Consider the following 16,155-nt stretch of genomic DNA (forward strand, 5'->3'; position numbering starts at 1 on the left):
TAATATTCTCCCTATTGCCTGTTATGTCTTTTTTAGATGGTGCGCCATGGGTAACAAATAACGCTGTACCTCGTGTTTCATGCGAACCCAAAATGATTGATCGACCTGCCTGAATGCCCTTTGAGTATATGCATCGGCAATTTCACCATTTTTTCCTTGTGCTCCCAGCCATTGCTGCATTAATTTACTTTCTGCTTTTTGCTGAGCTTCTTCACTAAAATCGATCTGCTGGTTTTCCCTGTCATAACAAGCCTCAAGCCATGCCCAACCGCTTCGGCAAAATAAGGGTAAAGGTTCTGTCATCCCCTGAAAATAACCAGCAACCAGATGATTCAGATAATTTCTGGCCTCGTTAACTGATAATGGTGAAAAACGCCATGCACTGTTTTCTCTTCCGTATATGCGGCTTTCGCCGTCTCCTCCAGAAAGACAATAGGCAAGGTGTTCAATCCATAGTTGGATACCATCATTGGCAGTTAAGTTCGCCGGACGCCAACATAAAATTCCATCCGGTTGAACTTTATTCACTTTTCCGGTCAACGTGACAGTATCCAACTCATAGCATAGCTCAATAACAGAACTCTCCACTCTCTCTTCACGGATCTTATCTGCCAGTAACTGCATCGCCTCCAACTGATTAAGCCAGTAAACCTCCCCGAACGCGCCATGTGGCAGCCCGCCAGATGCCCGCAAGTGGTAAAACAGCGATTCGGGCTGCTCCTGCTCAATCAGGATATTCAGCAGTAATTGGTTGAATTGATAACGTTGCAGGTGATCTAATACAAAAGGCTCTTCTTCAGGCAGTTCCGTTTCTTCAATAATAAAATGGACTTTCAGTGTTTGCTGAAAGAATGCCCTGACAGGATGGCGATAGAACCGCACCAGCTCATCCAGTGACACTTCTTTTATTTCGCTGGTGTCCCAATCTAATGGCTGACCAAAATAAACCGGGGAAACTCCCTGCAAACTGGCCGCCGGCAGCCATTCAGCCGCATAACTTTGTTGTTCATGTTCAGGCTGAAAATTTTCTATCGCAAAAGGGACACGGGTATGCTGGAGCAATAAATGACTTCTGAGCCTTTTTGCGCTGTCATCAACGTTCAGCATCTCATCTTCCGGCAAGCGGCAACTCTGACAAATATAATCCAGCAGTTCATTCACCAATACGGAGGGGTTACACTCTTTATCATCGCGGATTGATTTACCGATGTAGCTGACATAAAGACATTCCTCTGCTGAGATCAAGGCTTCCAGAAACAGATAGCGGTCATCATCACGCCGTTTCCGATCACCTCTCTGGCTTTTTTCTGCCATGAGATCGAAACCAAGCGGCGGAATAGTTCGCGGATAAACCCCATCATTCATTCCCAGCAGACAAACAACTTTAAAAGGAACAGAACGCATTGGCATCAGGGTACAGAAATTCAGTGAACCCGCCAGAAAACGCTGGCTTATCTTTTCATCATCAAAACGCAGGGCCAGTTCATCACGCAGCAATACCAACGGTATTTTTTGGTCATAATGTGCATACAAGCCATTTTCTACCACTTTCTGCCATTGCTGGGTAATTAATGCCAATACCAGCTCTGTTTCATCATCCGCGATAAAAAAGGTTTCCAGCAATTGCGGACAAATAGCGAGCCAGTCCGCCAGAGGCTGTTCTTCACTCAGGATTTTGCGCCAGCGGTTTAGCTCCATCAGAAATTCAGCCAGTTGCCCGGCCAGCTCTGCCGCCAATCCACTGGATTCATCATAAGGTAAAACATCATTCCACGGCCCTGCATGGCTATCCATCGCATAACCCAATAGCATACGGGTCAGGCCGAAATGCCAGGTATTCTGCCCTGTAGCTGGCAAAGACAGCGCTTCAATGTTGTCATCGTCCAACCCCCAACAGATCCCGGATTCTTTTACCCAACGGCGTAATAAACGCAGCCCTTCTTCCTGAATTGAAAATTTACCCGCCAGTGCAGGGACTTCTAATAGTGCTAATACCTGCTCTGCGGTAAAGCGGCTTTGAGGTAAATCCAGCAGAGTAATGAAAGCCTGTAATACCGGATGCGCCTGACGGGCTTTACGGTCTGAAATGGCAAAAGGGATATAACGTTCACTCGGGGCATTACCGAATACAGCCTGAATATAAGGCGTATAACTGTCGATATCCGCCATCATCACAATAATATCCCGTGGCGTCAGAGCGGAATTTTCATCTAACAGGCGCAGGATATAATCCTGCAAAACTTCGACTTCTCTTTGTGGGCTATGGCATGAGTGAAAAGACACGGAGCGATCTTTCCGATCAATCGGGCGCTTTTTCAGGCTATTGTTGAATGTATTGTCTGTGGAACCAATCTGGGCATGATCTTCAAGGTCCAGAATATCACGCTGGATCTGATGTAAAAGGCAGCCCGGTTCCTGTTCAACAAAGCCATGAATATCAGCATCTGGCTCCAACTGTGACAGCAGATAAAGATTATCTCGGCCCAGTTTTCCCCATGATGCCAGTAACGGATTACTCAGTTCCTGTTCACCTTCTTCATTGAAAAGAGAAGAGGCATTATCCGGATCCCGGAACCGCTCCAGGTTTTTCTGAGTGCGGTAATGTTTAGGTTTACGGCTTTTCAGTCTGGCGAGAAATGTGTAACTCTGAATATCCCCCCAGTAATATTGGCATGGATTGGTAAACATCAGATGAATATCAATCTGTTGCCCCAACGCCTTAATTACCTGCATATAAGTGGGTGGCAGGGAAGATATGCCACAGATAAAAACCCGTGAAGGCAGTTTTTCCCGAGGAAAATTGCCCTCTTCCAGCGTTGAAATAAATCGGCTATATAAATTGGCACGATGCCACATAGGCTGCTGCAATTGAAGGGTATATTCGTTCAGTGCAATCCATAGCCGTTTTTGCCACTCCTGACTGGCACTCAGCCCTTCAACAAGCTGCCCCTTTTCCCAGCTTTCCAGCCATTGCGGACGATAAACCAAATACTGGTCAAACAGGTCAGCTACTCTACCAGCCAATTGGTGAATTTTGCGTTTATCGTTATCCTGATCAAGATAATGCCTGAGTGCTATAAATTCCGGTTCTGTTAACAAATCAGGCAGAAGTGTCATCAGTTTCCATTTCATAGCATCTTTGCTGAATGCACTTTCTTTAGGAACGTCGGGTAATACTACGGTGAACATCTGCCAGATAAACGTTGCCGGCAGTGGAAACTCAATATTTGCCGCAATCCCCAGTTTTTCAGCCAGCTGAATTTGCAGCCACTGTGACATACCGGGGCTTTGAACCAGAATCACTTCTTTGTCAAATGGGTTGGCGAGGGGGTTTTCCCCGATAAATATCGCCATCAACTCCTTCAGAAGATCAAGTTGATTTGAATGATAAACTTTAAACATCAATACTCCCACCTGCACAAAACCAGCGTTCTAATTTACCTGAAGGATTATAGCCTTTTGTCACCTTCACCGTTATCCGGTAGCACCCCGATAATTCAAATTCCTGCTGAAATTCAATTTCCCATCCTTGTTGTGGCGTCATTTCATCCCGTGGAGGTTTGCCTTCTGATGGTTCATATCGTTCCAATTGTTCATGTGCCAGCTTTACTGCCTTGAGTTGCTGCCAATACTGCTGGAAATTTGATGACAGCGCCTGATGGTAACGCATCAAACCTAACAGGGAGATAGCAAACACTACAGATGCCACCATAACCTCCGGCAGGCTTATACCGCTCTGTCGGTTGTTCTTCTGTTTTATCGGGGCTATTTTCATAAACAATTTTCATCAACAAAAAACAGCCTGAGTCACAGGGCAAAAATCCAGCCAGCCACTTTCAATAGGAATAAGTGTATCCCGATTTAAGTATTTCATCCGTTTCATCCACTGATAAAGTTCAAACTGCTCTCCGGCTGAAAACTGCGCTGTTCCCTTGAGCAGAAAAAGATCGCCCTCAAAGTGCCGGAGACAGCTTTTCAGATAAGAGTCAGATTTTTGTAAACAATGCCAATTTTCCAGTTCCTGCGACTCAAGCGGCCATAACTGGACTTTTCCCCACGCCAGAGATGATTCAGCCTGTTGAAAAGCATTCAGATATCGTTGTTCATCGAACATCATTAACATGGCGTTTTCCTGTTGATAATGAAGTGCTTTCAGCGTCATCAAACTTAATGTCAGCATCATAAGGATAGAGACCAATAAGGCGTTTCCGTTTTGCTTCTCGTATCTTGAATGCCAGTATTGATTCACCGAATTATTTCCTGATATTACGCAACCGGATTGTGGTGCGGTGATGGTGAATAATAGAGGGCGATTTCACCCAGCTGGCTTTGATCGATAACGTGATAAATATTACCCCATGTGGTGACCGCGATTGTTCAAGATGAAACTTATCAATATGCACTTCTTTGGGATCAAAAAGCCGCTCCCAGCCATTGTCCTGACAGTTTGCCGCTCCCCTTTTCCATTCGAGAATGCGATTATTTAACCGATAACCGAAGAATTCAGAAGCGGTATGTTCAGGCTCTTCCCAGCGATTATTGAAATTAAGATCAAAAGCGGTAATAAAGCAGGAGTTTGTGGGTTCAGCCTGTTTATTTTGGATCACCAACGGTTCCCCTTTACATTGCTTTTTGTTCAGACAATAACCCGCTCGCCGGAGATCTTTTTCCATCATATGTGCCACTCGGTTGATCAGATAATGAAGGCGATACTGACGATAAAGATCGAGTATCTGGCTCGATAAAACCGGATAGGTTTTTGCCATCGCAATAAAAATGACACTGCCAATCAACATAGCGACTAACACTTCTAACAAGGAAAAACCGGATTGTTTTTGCCTGTAATAGCCAATAACCCCACTCATCAGTTTTTTATTCCTTCACAATCCGGTAATTGACTCAGATTATTACTGCATGTCCTGATCCTGCCCCGCCCTGAGATAACAATACTTATTTCTCCGGCAGCATTTGCCAGCGCGAAACTGGCTGGCATTGCCGTATTCCTGATACCATAAAAATCAATGCGTTGACTGGTTGCTGACGCCAGAAACACATCATCATGGGGGGAACTAACCCGTTCGCCCTCACCTTCATGGCAATCACTGCTTTTAGTGACTGATGAAACCAAACACCAGGGCGGCCCAGCCACCAGCCATAGTGTTCTTTCCTGACTCAGATAATTAGCCAGAGCCTGCTGCCTTTCCATAAACGACAACACATTCTGCACTGCCGATTGTAAGTGCTGGCTGTTCTGATAATTTCTCCAGCTATACAGCCCCCAGAGCAGACTCATAGAAACTAAAACCATTGTTACCAGCAGTTCTAGCAGTGTGAATCCATTTTGTTTATCACTCATCAGTATTCAGCCTATGCAGCAATTCATTCCGACAGGCAAAATATCTTCAATCCGAAAGGGAATAACAGCGTCAGTTTCTATTTATGCGAGGAGATTTGAGGAAAGAAATCAGTATATTGCGGGGTTACATTTTATTTGCGAACCAGCTCGGTAATATAATCCAGATTCATTGGATACCTAATTTTTCCATCCCCGGTTCGGGGATGGAAAAAAGATAGGCAATGATTTTTACTGACTGAGTTAAATCAGCATTAGATTGCAACCGGTGCTTTAATGCCGGGATGTGGATCGTAGCCTTCGATTTCAAAGTCTTCGAATCGGTAATCGAACAAAGATTCAGGTTTGCGTTTGATAACCAGTTTCGGCAATGCGCGCGGTTCGCGGCTCAGTTGGAGCTTTGTTTGTTCCATATGGTTGTTATAAAGGTGAGTATCACCACCCGTCCAAACAAAATCACCCACTTCCAGATCACACTGCTGAGCCATCATATGGACCAACAACGCGTAGCTGGCGATGTTGAAGGGTAGCCCCAAGAAAACATCACAGGAGCGCTGGTAAAGCTGGCAGGACAGTTTGCCATCCGCCACATAAAACTGGAAGAAAGCATGGCATGGTGCCAGCGCCATTTTATCCAGCTCGCCGACATTCCAGGCTGAAACGATGATCCGACGCGAGTCCGGGTCACTTTTCAGCTGTTCGATAACGTTGGTCAGCTGATCAATCTGGCGGCCATCCGGTGCGCCCCATGAACGCCACTGTTTACCATAAACCGGCCCTAAATCACCGTTTTCATCAGCCCATTCGTCCCAGATACTGACGCCATTATCATGCAGGTATTTGATGTTAGTATCACCATTCAGAAACCATAATAGTTCATGAATGATGGAACGAAGATGGCAACGCTTGGTTGTCACCAGCGGAAAACCTTCCTGCAAATTGAAACGCATCTGATGACCAAAGATCGAAAGTGTTCCTGTGCCTGTGCGGTCATCTTTTGCTGTGCCTTCTTCCAGCACTTTTTTCATTAAATCCAGATACTGTTTCATTTTGCCTCTTGTACCTTGTCTTTCTGCGTATTTTTTCGCGTGTTTTTTCGCGTATTGTTACCGGTATTATTGCTGCTGGGACGTTTATAAGCCCATATCATCAGCAATATTCCGGCTAAAATCATTGGTATTGAAAGGATCTGCCCCATGCTGATCCCATCAAATAATCCGAGCTGGGCATCAGGCTGACGGAAAAACTCAACGATAATGCGGAATGCACCGTAGCCGATCAGGAATAATCCTGAAACGCTTCCCATCGGGCGTGACTTACGGATAAATAAATTCAGGATGATAAACAGTACGATGCCTTCCAGTACCATTTCATACAGTTGTGAAGGATGACGGGGCAGGACACCATATTTTTCCAGAATAGGCCATAAAGAAGGGTCTTTCGTTGCCAGTGCGATGTCTTCACTTTGGGAACCGGGGAATAACATTGCCCACGGTGTATCAAGCGTGACACGCCCCCACAATTCGCCATTGATAAAGTTACCAATGCGCCCCATACCTAAGCCAAAAGGCACCAGTGGTGCGACAAAATCCGCAGTTTGCAGGAAGTGACGTTTCGTCCTGCGGGAGAACCACCACATAGCACAAATAACGCCGATCAACCCACCGTGGAAAGACATCCCGCCATCCCAGACCTTAAACAGATACAGCGGGTTCTCCATGAATACCGGGAGATTATAGAACAGAACATAACCGAGACGTCCGCCGAGGAATACTCCGACAAACCCCGCATACAGCAGGTTTTCTACTTCGTTCTTCTGCCAGCCACTATTTGGTTTTGCTGCACGACGATTTGCCAGCCACATGGCAAAGACAAAGCCAACCAAATACATAAAACCGTACCAGTGAAGCGATACCGGCCCGATTGAGAATATGACAGGATCAATATTAGGAAATGCCAGATAGCTAGTGCTCATCGTTCCCCACTAAAAAATAATGTTGTGTTAATGCCCTAAGGCAGATCATTGTAAATAACAGATCACCGTAAATAACCGGTCATCTTAAATAACAATGGTAAATAATAGCATGGGCGGTTAAATGCCACCACGCACCAGCCCACCAAGGCCGTGGGTTTCCATAAAAGCAGAGCAAATTTCTCTCACCTGCTGGGTCGTTTCTGCTTTCAGGATTTCTTGGATAAAATAACCCAGTTCTGCGGAATCTAAATGATGTAATAGGTATTTAATTCGTGGAATACTCCGCCCGCTCATGCTCAGGCAACGATAGCCAAGACCAACTAATATCAGCACTCCCATCGGTAAACCCGCCATTTCACCACAAACACTAACGGGTAAACCAATGTGCTGACTTTCATCAACAATCTGTTTTAGGGCCTTAATCACTGCCGGATGAAGATTGTCATACAAAGAGGCAACATGGGTATTATTGCGATCCACCGCCAGTAAATACTGGGTTAAATCGTTGGTGCCGATAGAGATAAAATCAACGCGTTTCTTTAGTTGCGGTAACAGCAGGATCAGAGAAGGCACTTCTACCATGACACCAATTTGTGGCATCGCAATGGCTGTGCCAGCAGATTGTTCAACTTCTGACTTTGCCCTGTTGATCAGTTTTTTGGTTTCATCAATCTCTTCGATACAGCTTACCATCGGCAACAATATTTTCAGATTTCCGGTCGATATATTCGCTTTCAACATCGCCCTGAGCTGGATAAGAAATATTTCCGGCTGATCCAGCGTTATACGGATCCCCCGCCAGCCAAGGCAAGGGTTTTCTTCATGAATAGGCATATACGGAAGATGTTTGTCAGCGCCAATATCCAGTGTTCTCAAGACAACTGATTTGTCAGGGAAAAGTGTCAACATTTCCTGATAGCGGTTTCTCTGCTCATCTTCTGATGGAAAACCGCTGTGCAGCATAAAAGGGATCTCGGTACGATACAGGCCGACCCCATCAATACTATCGCCTATTTGTTGCTCATATTTCAGGCTCAGCCCTGCATTAAGCTGAACCAGTACCCTCTCTCCACTTTTAAGCCGGGCTTTTTGTTGCAACCCTCCTTCCGCCAGTTTACTGAGAACCTGCTCTTCTTCGATAATCTGGCGATATTCCTCAACAACCCGTGGTTCTGGATCAATGAAAAACTCTCCCTGATAGCCATCCAGAATCAACATTCGGTTATGCAGCAATTCAGGATGAATATCAGCGCCCATAATCGCAGGGATCCCCATTGCCCTGACTAAAATTGCAGAATGTGAATGAGTCGCTCCATCACGCACAATAACACCCGCCAATTTATCCTGCGGAATTTCAGCCAGTAAGTTAGCACTGAGTTCATCTGCCACCAGAATAAAGCGCTCCGGCCACTGACTATTACCGGTAAAATCATCGTCCAGATGAAAGAGTAACCGCTGCCCGAGCGCCCGCAAATCAGAAGCCCTTTCCCGCATATAGGCATCCTGAAGGTGGGCAAATTGTTCCGCGTATTTCTCCACAACACTTTTTACCGCCCACTCTGCGATAAAACCGTTATCAACCGAGTGAAACAGATCCTGTTTAAGTTTCGGATCATTCAGTAAGTGGGAATAGAGGTCAAAAATAGCGGCACTTTCTTTCTGCGAGCTGGCGGTAAAGCGTTTACTTATCCGGCGACATTCTGCTGTTGCCTGCTCAAGCGCACGGGTCAGGCGGGAACGTTCGGCCTGATAATCAAGTGCTAACGCTTCAGATATCTGCTCAAGTGAGGGTTGGGAACAGTCCTGCCAACCCTGAGCCATCGCAATTCCCTGAGAGACCGCCAGTGCTTTGATGTGGGTCTGACAATACTGACTTGATAATCCACGAACCTGTGCCTGAGCAAGGATCGCAGCCAATTGCATGGCGAGAGTCACCATAAAAGACTCTTCACTTTCATCAAACGATCGCCGCTCATTTTGCTGAACGACCAGAATCCCCTGCAATTGGCGGCGGTAGATAATCGGAGCACCTAAAAAGGCCCGGAGATTTTCTTCTTTTACCTGAGGAATATATTTGAAGCTGGGGTGATCACGTACATCGGCAAGGTTGATTAACTCTGACAAGCGCCCGACCTCCCCCACAACACCTTCGTCAAAGGAGAGGCTGACCGTGCGCTTTCCCGGCTTCTTCAACCCCCGGGTTGCCATCAGGTAATAACGCTGGCGCTGGTGATCTGCCAGATAGATAGAACAAACATCCGTATTCATTGCTAAGCAGGTTTCATTAACTAACAGCTCAAGCGCTTCCGACAAATCCGTTGCAATAGCAACCTTTTCAACAATTTCCCGTAAGCGCATGAGCATAACAATTACCTAACTTCTTCTACGGCGATAATAGGCTGAGTAGGGTTGTGGCGATGATTCCTGTACCGGCATCACGATGGAGGAAAATTCTTTCATCACACGGCGATACACATCCCGTTTAAAGGAAACAACCTGCCTGACAGGGTACCAATAGCTCACCCACCGCCAACCATCAAATTCTGGTGTACTACTGCGCTGCACATTAATTTCTTTTTCACTGCAAAGCAGCTGCAATAAAAACCAGCGTTGCTTTTGCCCGATACAAACGGGCTTTGTATCCCAACGCACCAAACGTTTGGGTAATTTGTAACGCAACCAGCTACGGGTGGAGGCTAAAACCCGTACATCTTTGCGACTTAAACCAACTTCTTCGAACAACTCACGATACATCGCTTGCTCTGGCGATTCTCCCGGATTGATACCTCCTTGGGGGAACTGCCATGAATGCTGTCCATAACGGCGGGCCCACAGAACCTGCCCCTGACGATTACAAATTACAATTCCTACATTCGGGCGGTAGCCATCATCATCGATCACCAGACTACCTCTCGATAAAACGAATTTGAAAAGATAGCTAATTGTTTCACACTCCCCTCAAGCGGTAAACCTCTATACCCAATGGATTTAGAATTACATCTCAGCGGCAAGGAAAGGCCCCTTTGGAATGGGGTTCCCCGCCTATTGATAAAACGATAGCAGAAATGTGAACACGACCAATAAGTCAGAAAAAATAACCAGAAAGGCGACAGATATATTAATGAGGCTTTGCAGTCACTGCTTTAGTCTCTACAATACAGTCATCTCAACGGGGTGCGATTGTTGTCAGACAACATCGCTGAGAGCAAACCCGTAGAACCTGATCCGGTTGGTACCGGCGTAGGGATTTGAGCCACTACCCAATTGATATATCGCAGTCATTTTATCAGACACTTTCTCAAATCCTTTACCAACCTGCCAGTCACTTACTTAAGTGTGAGTGCTAATAACGATTGTTAATAACCACTATTAATAATTACTATTGATAACGACAGGAGAGCAAAGTGTTGAAGCGTTTATTTTCCCGGTTTATCACAATCGGTGTATTATCGGTTTTTGCCTGTGCCTTTGCTCAGGCAGCACAGGCTAAGCCTACACTGACCGTTTATACTTATGATTCGTTTGCCTCTGAGTGGGGAGCAGGCCCGGCCATTAAAAAAGCGTTTGAATCCGAGTGTGACTGTGAATTAAAACTCGTTGCGTTGGAGGATGGTGTTTCTTTACTGAACCGTATAAGAATGGAAGGTAAAAAAACCCAAGCGGATATCGTGCTGGGTTTAGATAATAACCTGATTCAGTCGGCTCAACAGACGGGGTTATTCACCCCTGTCAGCATTGATACCACAAAATTAAAACTGCCTTTCACATGGAATAACAAGACTTTTATTCCTTACGATTACGGTTATTTTGCTTTTATTTACAATAAAAACACCTTGCCAAATCCCCCAAAAAGCATGGCTGAACTCATTAACAGCCAGCAGAACTGGAAGATTATTTATCAGGATCCGCGCACCAGTACGCCCGGCTTAGGTTTTTTACTCTGGATACAGGAACTCTATGGCGATAAAGCTGCACAAGAGTGGCAGAATATTGCCAAAAAAACGCTGACGGTGACTAAAGGCTGGAGTGAGGCATACGGGTTATTCCTGAAAGGAGAAGGCGATATGGTGCTCAGCTATACCACCTCACCGGGCTATCACATCATGTCCGAGAAAAAGGATAATTACGCCGCAGCCATATTCGATGAGGGCCATTATTTGCAGGTTGAAGTTGCTGCACAACTGGCATCAAGCAAGCAGCCTGAACTGGCCCGGAAATTCATGCAATTCATGCTCTCCCCCGTATTCCAGCAAGTCCTTCCGAACACGCAGTGGATGTATCCTGTTACTGATATTCCTCTGCCGGAAGTGTTCAAACAACTGCCTGTGCCAGAGAAATCTCTGCAATTTAACGCAGATGAAGTAGCAAAACACCGCACACAATGGATCCGTACATGGCAAAGTGCTGTAAGCCGTTAATCGCGGGTTGGTTATTGCCGGGGGTGATTGCCTCCGGCCTGTTGATCCTCATTGCGCTTTCCGCTTTTGGCGCTCTGTGGTTTTATGCGCCTGAAAATCACTGGCAGGTATTTCTGAATGACAGCTATTTGTGGCATGTGATTCGTTTTACTTTCTGGCAAGCATTTTTATCCGCCTTATTCTCGGTGATACCCGCCATATTTCTGGCCAGAGCGCTCTACCGCCGCCGCTTTCCGGGCAGAACGTTTTTCTTGCGCCTGTGCGCTATGACACTGGTGCTGCCGGTTTTAGTCGCTTTGTTTGGCATACTGACTGTTTACGGACGCGTTGGCTGGCTGGCCAATCTTTGCCAGTGGATAGGGATTGAATACCATTTCACGCCTTACGGTCTTCAGGGTATTTTACTGGCTCATATTTTCTTCAATATGCCGATGGCGACGCGCTTATTACTCCAGTCACTGGAAAATATTGCCATAGAACAACGGCAGCTTGCCGCTCAGCTTGGTATGAATGAGTGGCAACACTTTCGCTTTGTCGAATGGCCTTACCTGCGCCGCCAGATTTTGCCGACAGGCGCTCTGATTTTCATGCTGTGCTTTGCCAGCTTTGCCACTGTACTGACATTAGGCGGCGGCCCTTCTGCAACAACCATTGAGCTCTCTATTTATCAGGCTATCAAGTATGACTACGATCTGGGTCAGGCCGCCCTGCTGGCACTTATCCAGCTCTTTTGCTGTCTTGGTCTGGTGTTACTGAGCCAAAAGCTTAAAGGCATACTTTCGGTCGGTTATGGGCATCAGCAACAATGGCGCAACCCACAGGATTCCTGGCTGAAAAAGCTATGTGACGGATTGCTTATCGCTATCGCATTACTGCTTTTGCTCCCGCCGTTACTGGCAGTCATCATGGATGGGCTGAACAGCGCGGTATTGGATGTTCTCAGTAAACCCGAATTATGGCAGGCGTTCACAACCTCCATTGTTATCGCACTGGGAGCAGGCTTATTATGCATCTTCCTGACAATGATGCTGTTATGGAGCAGCCGCGAATTATACCTGCGCCATTTATCGCGCTGGGGACAGGCTCTGGAAAGCAGTGGTTTGTTGATTCTGGCGATGCCGGGTATTGTGCTTGCGACTGGCTTTTTCATTTTACTGAATAATACCATCGGGTTACCCGATTCTCCTTACGGGCTGGTTATCCTGACCAATGCCTTAATAGCCATTCCCTATGCGTTGAAAGTACTGGATAACCCAATGCGCGATCTGGCTGTGCGCTACAATCCGTTGTGCCACTCCCTGAATATTAAGGGATTCAATCGTCTGCGCTGGATCGAGCTTAAAGCCCTGAAAATCCCGCTGGCACAGGCTCTGGCTTTTGCCTGTGTGCTGTCAGTCGGGGATTTTGGCATTGTGGCGTTATTTGGTGACGAAAATTTCCGTACCCTGCCTTTCTATCTCTACCAGCAAATCGGGGCATACCGCAGTCAGGATGGAGCAGTCACTGCTTTCCTGCTTTTGCTCCTCTGTTTTATTTTGTTCAGTGTGCTTGAACGCTTACCGGGCCGACGCCATGATTAAACTTGAAGATGTGACTTATACCTATGAACAAATTGCCATGCATTTCAACGTCAGTATTGAGGCGGGCGAGCGCATTGCTATCCTCGGCCCGAGTGGGGCGGGTAAAAGTACATTATTAAGTTTAATCGCGGGGTTTCAGTTCGCAGAATGTGGTGATATCCGGTTGAATGAGGAAAATCATACCCATTCAGCCCCTTCCAATCGCCCGGTATCCATGCTGTTTCAGGAAAATAATCTGTTTTCCCATTTAACCATTGAGCAAAATATCGGTTTGGGTTTACACCCCGGCTTGAAATTAAATGCTCAACAACAGCAGACACTGCAACAAATCTCATCACAGGTATCACTGACGGAATACCTGAACCGCCTACCTGCCCAGCTTTCCGGCGGGCAACGCCAACGGGCGGCATTGGCCCGTTGTTTAGTGCGTCAACAGCCCATCTTATTGCTGGATGAACCTTTTTCAGCGCTCGATCCTGCATTACGCAATGAGATGTTGGAATTGCTGGATCAGGTATGCCGCGAGCGGAAACTCACTTTACTGATGGTATCTCATAATCTTGATGATGCCGCTAAAATTGCCCCGCGTTCTCTGCTGATTGTGGCGGGTAAAGTTTATTATGATGGCGCTACGGAGAAACTGGTGAAAGGAGAAGTGCCTGAGGCTGGGATTTTGGGGATAGGAAAGTTGTGAGTGAAAAGCTAAGGCCATGCTCCCAATGATGAGATATCACTAAAGTTGATGTGGTTTGTCATTACTGTCATAAAACAGACAAGGTTAAAGGCCATTGTAAAGGACAGAACAGGTCATCCCCGAGAACAATGTCAATTAGGCTTCTTTGCTTAGAAGCCTGAAATATTTCATTATAAAACCTAAATTTTATTTTTATACCACCACAAAAAATATTTCATACCATTTTCATTATGTCATCTCCCTTGATTTATTTAAGCAAGAAATTAGTTTATCAATATCTGCTTTAGTTGTTCTGAAACTGGTTATACAAGCGCGCAATGTTTTCACACCTGCGTAATGGGTCATTGAGAGCCAATGACTATTCTCTTTCAACACCGCCGCCAATATATTTTCTGTCATATGACCATCAGAATCGATAAAACATGCAATAGGTAAATCTGAAGGATTGATAACTTCCCATCTATTTTCAATTAGTCTCTGTTTTAAATATATTCCCAGATCAATCTGTTGCTCAATCATATTTCTGAAACCGGTATGCCCTAGGATAGCCATAGGAATGAATAATTTTAGACCATTAAATTTTCGCGACCATTGGACAGAGCAGGCATAAGGATCAAGATTATCTTCATATTTATCTGGCATATAATTTGTTGAAACAGCAAAAGATTGACTAAGAATGCCGGGACAAGAAGAAATAAACATACCTGTACCCATTGGTGCCGCCAGCCATTTATGGGCATCTAATGTTATTGAATCGCTATGCTCTATACCTTTTAAAAGATATTTATATGTATCACTGAGCAATATTGCTCCGGCCCATGCAGCATCAACATGATAATATAAATCATACTCTTTACAGATATCAGCAATATCATCAAGTGGATCAATAATCCCTGCATTTGTAGTCCCAGCCGTTGCAGAGACAAAAAAAGGTTTTTTTCCACTGACTTTATCTTTTTCAATAGCTTCCCTTAATTTTTTGACATCAAATTTCCCATTTTTATCTACCATAATCAGCCGTACAGCGCTTTTTCCTAGACCTGACTGTACTGCAATTTTAAGCCATGCCAGATGGCTGTCACTCGAAACATAAAACACAGGATTACCCTTTATTTTTGATAATCCTGTGTTTGTGTAATCAGGAAATTTCTTAACTAATGCACATATAAGCGCTGTAAAATTAGCTTCTGATCCACCATAGGTAAAAATACCATTTGTTTCTTCACTACGGTAACCTGCAGTAATACCAAAATAATTAATAATTTTATTTTCAATCTCAACGCAAGCCGGAGCATGACTCCAAGCTGCCATTTGTGGATTATATATTGATGTTATAAATTCAGCGATACCTCCCCAAAAAGAAGATGTTGGGTTAAATAATCCAAAATAATTTGGACTTGTAACATGCACAATACCATTATTTAGTAAATCAAAGACATCATTCAATACATCTTGGGGATGATTATCTTTATTAAAATCATATTTTGATATGATTTTAATAATATCATGCTTAGATAAAATTGGACTCACCTGAGCATAATCTAAATTGGAAATGCGCTCATTGATTGATTCATTTACATAACTGATTATTTCCTCTCGTAAATCAACATTAGGAAAAAAAGAATCTTCAACACTATTTTTTATAAAACCATTTATTTTATTGCTCTCATTCATATTCTTCTGCTTATTGATATTAAATAATGATCAGGGATAGGATTATTCTCTATTGACTGATGAATTTGATCAGCACTCAGAACTACGGCAGAAAACAACTGTGTATTACTAATCCCATGTGTACGTTCTGATAAGCCATTAACATAAATGAAAATCTTTAACTTACCAGAAATTGTTAAATACAATTAAGTAGTGCCGGGATTTCAGAATGGTAATAGTGCATTTTAATAAAACAAAAAACCATTACTTATATAGAATAACTGCCAGGAGAAAATAAATTGGTTATGGAGCTCACAAAAACGCCTTACTATAAAAACGACCCAATATTATTTTAGATAACTTAATAACATTTTTATGAGTTATAGCCCCATTATAATAAACATTATTTTTTCGAAAAAGGTTTTATAAACGATATTATGCTTTTCTCTACAGTCACTCATATTTTTCCTTAGGATCCCGAA

General features: G+C 44.6%; 13 protein-coding genes, 1 pseudogene and 1 riboswitch. Of the genes and pseudogenes, 4 read left to right on the forward strand and 10 right to left on the reverse strand.

Annotated features, from left to right (window positions below; genetic code table 11):
- Positions 1–21 precede the first annotated feature (21 nt).
- The 9 genes from recC to rppH all read right to left on the reverse strand — a co-directional run bounded on the left by recC (position 22) and on the right by rppH (position 10,229).
- Entirely contained in the window at positions 22–3,402 is a 3,381-nt protein-coding gene (gene recC / locus AAC855_RS07635; RefSeq protein ID WP_340609004.1) for an exodeoxyribonuclease V subunit gamma, read from the reverse strand.
- The gene (locus tag AAC855_RS07640; RefSeq protein WP_340609005.1) at positions 3,395–3,775 is read right to left on the reverse strand and encodes a prepilin-type N-terminal cleavage/methylation domain-containing protein; all 381 of its coding nucleotides are present in this window, start codon (positions 3,773–3,775) and stop codon (positions 3,395–3,397) included. Before AAC855_RS07640 ends, recC begins: the two co-directional genes overlap by 8 nt.
- A gap of 12 nt (positions 3,776–3,787) precedes the next feature.
- Entirely contained in the window at positions 3,788–4,249 is a 462-nt protein-coding gene (locus tag AAC855_RS07645) for a YgdB family protein (protein ID WP_340609006.1), read from the reverse strand.
- A 4-nt stretch (positions 4,250–4,253) separates the two neighbouring features.
- Positions 4,254–4,865: a prepilin peptidase-dependent protein gene (locus AAC855_RS07650; RefSeq protein WP_340609007.1), complete on the reverse strand. Its 612-nt coding sequence runs from the start codon at positions 4,863–4,865 to the stop codon at positions 4,254–4,256.
- A complete protein-coding gene (locus AAC855_RS07655; RefSeq protein WP_340609008.1) occupies positions 4,865–5,356 on the reverse strand; it encodes a prepilin peptidase-dependent protein in 492 nt (163 codons plus the stop codon). Before AAC855_RS07655 ends, AAC855_RS07650 begins: the two co-directional genes overlap by 1 nt.
- A 251-nt stretch (positions 5,357–5,607) precedes the next feature.
- Entirely contained in the window at positions 5,608–6,402 is a 795-nt protein-coding gene (gene thyA, locus AAC855_RS07660) for a thymidylate synthase (RefSeq protein ID WP_340609009.1), read from the reverse strand.
- The gene (gene lgt, locus AAC855_RS07665; RefSeq protein ID WP_340609010.1) at positions 6,399–7,328 is read right to left on the reverse strand and encodes a prolipoprotein diacylglyceryl transferase; all 930 of its coding nucleotides are present in this window, start codon (positions 7,326–7,328) and stop codon (positions 6,399–6,401) included. Before lgt ends, thyA begins: the two co-directional genes overlap by 4 nt.
- A 117-nt stretch (positions 7,329–7,445) precedes the next feature.
- Positions 7,446–9,692 (reverse strand): phosphoenolpyruvate--protein phosphotransferase, encoded by a 2,247-nt coding sequence (ptsP, locus tag AAC855_RS07670; protein WP_340609011.1) that lies wholly within the window; start codon positions 9,690–9,692, stop codon positions 7,446–7,448.
- A 9-nt stretch (positions 9,693–9,701) separates the two neighbouring features.
- Positions 9,702–10,229 (reverse strand): RNA pyrophosphohydrolase, encoded by a 528-nt coding sequence (gene rppH / locus AAC855_RS07675; RefSeq protein WP_340609012.1) that lies wholly within the window; start codon positions 10,227–10,229, stop codon positions 9,702–9,704.
- A 259-nt stretch (positions 10,230–10,488) separates the two neighbouring features.
- Positions 10,489–10,593: riboswitch (TPP riboswitch) on the forward strand.
- A 139-nt stretch (positions 10,594–10,732) separates the two neighbouring features.
- Between rppH and thiB the strand changes: the two genes are divergently transcribed.
- From thiB to AAC855_RS21605, 4 genes and pseudogenes are all read left to right on the forward strand, one after another.
- Entirely contained in the window at positions 10,733–11,746 is a 1,014-nt protein-coding gene (thiB, locus tag AAC855_RS07680) for a thiamine ABC transporter substrate binding subunit (protein ID WP_340609013.1), read from the forward strand.
- Positions 11,722–13,326 carry a thiamine/thiamine pyrophosphate ABC transporter permease ThiP gene (gene thiP / locus AAC855_RS07685; protein WP_340609014.1) on the forward strand — a complete coding sequence of 535 codons (1,605 nt, stop codon included), beginning with the start codon at positions 11,722–11,724 and terminating at the stop codon, positions 13,324–13,326. The genes thiB and thiP overlap by 25 nt, the downstream gene beginning before the upstream one ends.
- Positions 13,319–14,020 (forward strand): thiamine ABC transporter ATP-binding protein ThiQ, encoded by a 702-nt coding sequence (gene thiQ, locus AAC855_RS07690; protein ID WP_340609015.1) that lies wholly within the window; start codon positions 13,319–13,321, stop codon positions 14,018–14,020. Before thiP ends, thiQ begins: the two co-directional genes overlap by 8 nt.
- 35 nt (positions 14,021–14,055) lie before the next feature.
- Positions 14,056–14,152, forward strand: a pseudogene (locus AAC855_RS21605) (IS1 family transposase); the annotation flags it as partial.
- Between the two features lie 96 nt (positions 14,153–14,248).
- Here the strand turns inward: AAC855_RS21605 and AAC855_RS07695 are convergent.
- Positions 14,249–15,694, reverse strand: coding sequence for a pyridoxal phosphate-dependent decarboxylase family protein (locus AAC855_RS07695; protein WP_340609016.1), 1,446 nt, complete (start codon positions 15,692–15,694; stop codon positions 14,249–14,251).
- Positions 15,695–16,155: the final 461 nt, after the last annotated feature.

The organism is Xenorhabdus bharatensis (assembly GCF_037996705.1).
GTDB classification, from domain to species: Bacteria; Pseudomonadota; Gammaproteobacteria; order Enterobacterales; family Enterobacteriaceae; genus Xenorhabdus; species Xenorhabdus bharatensis.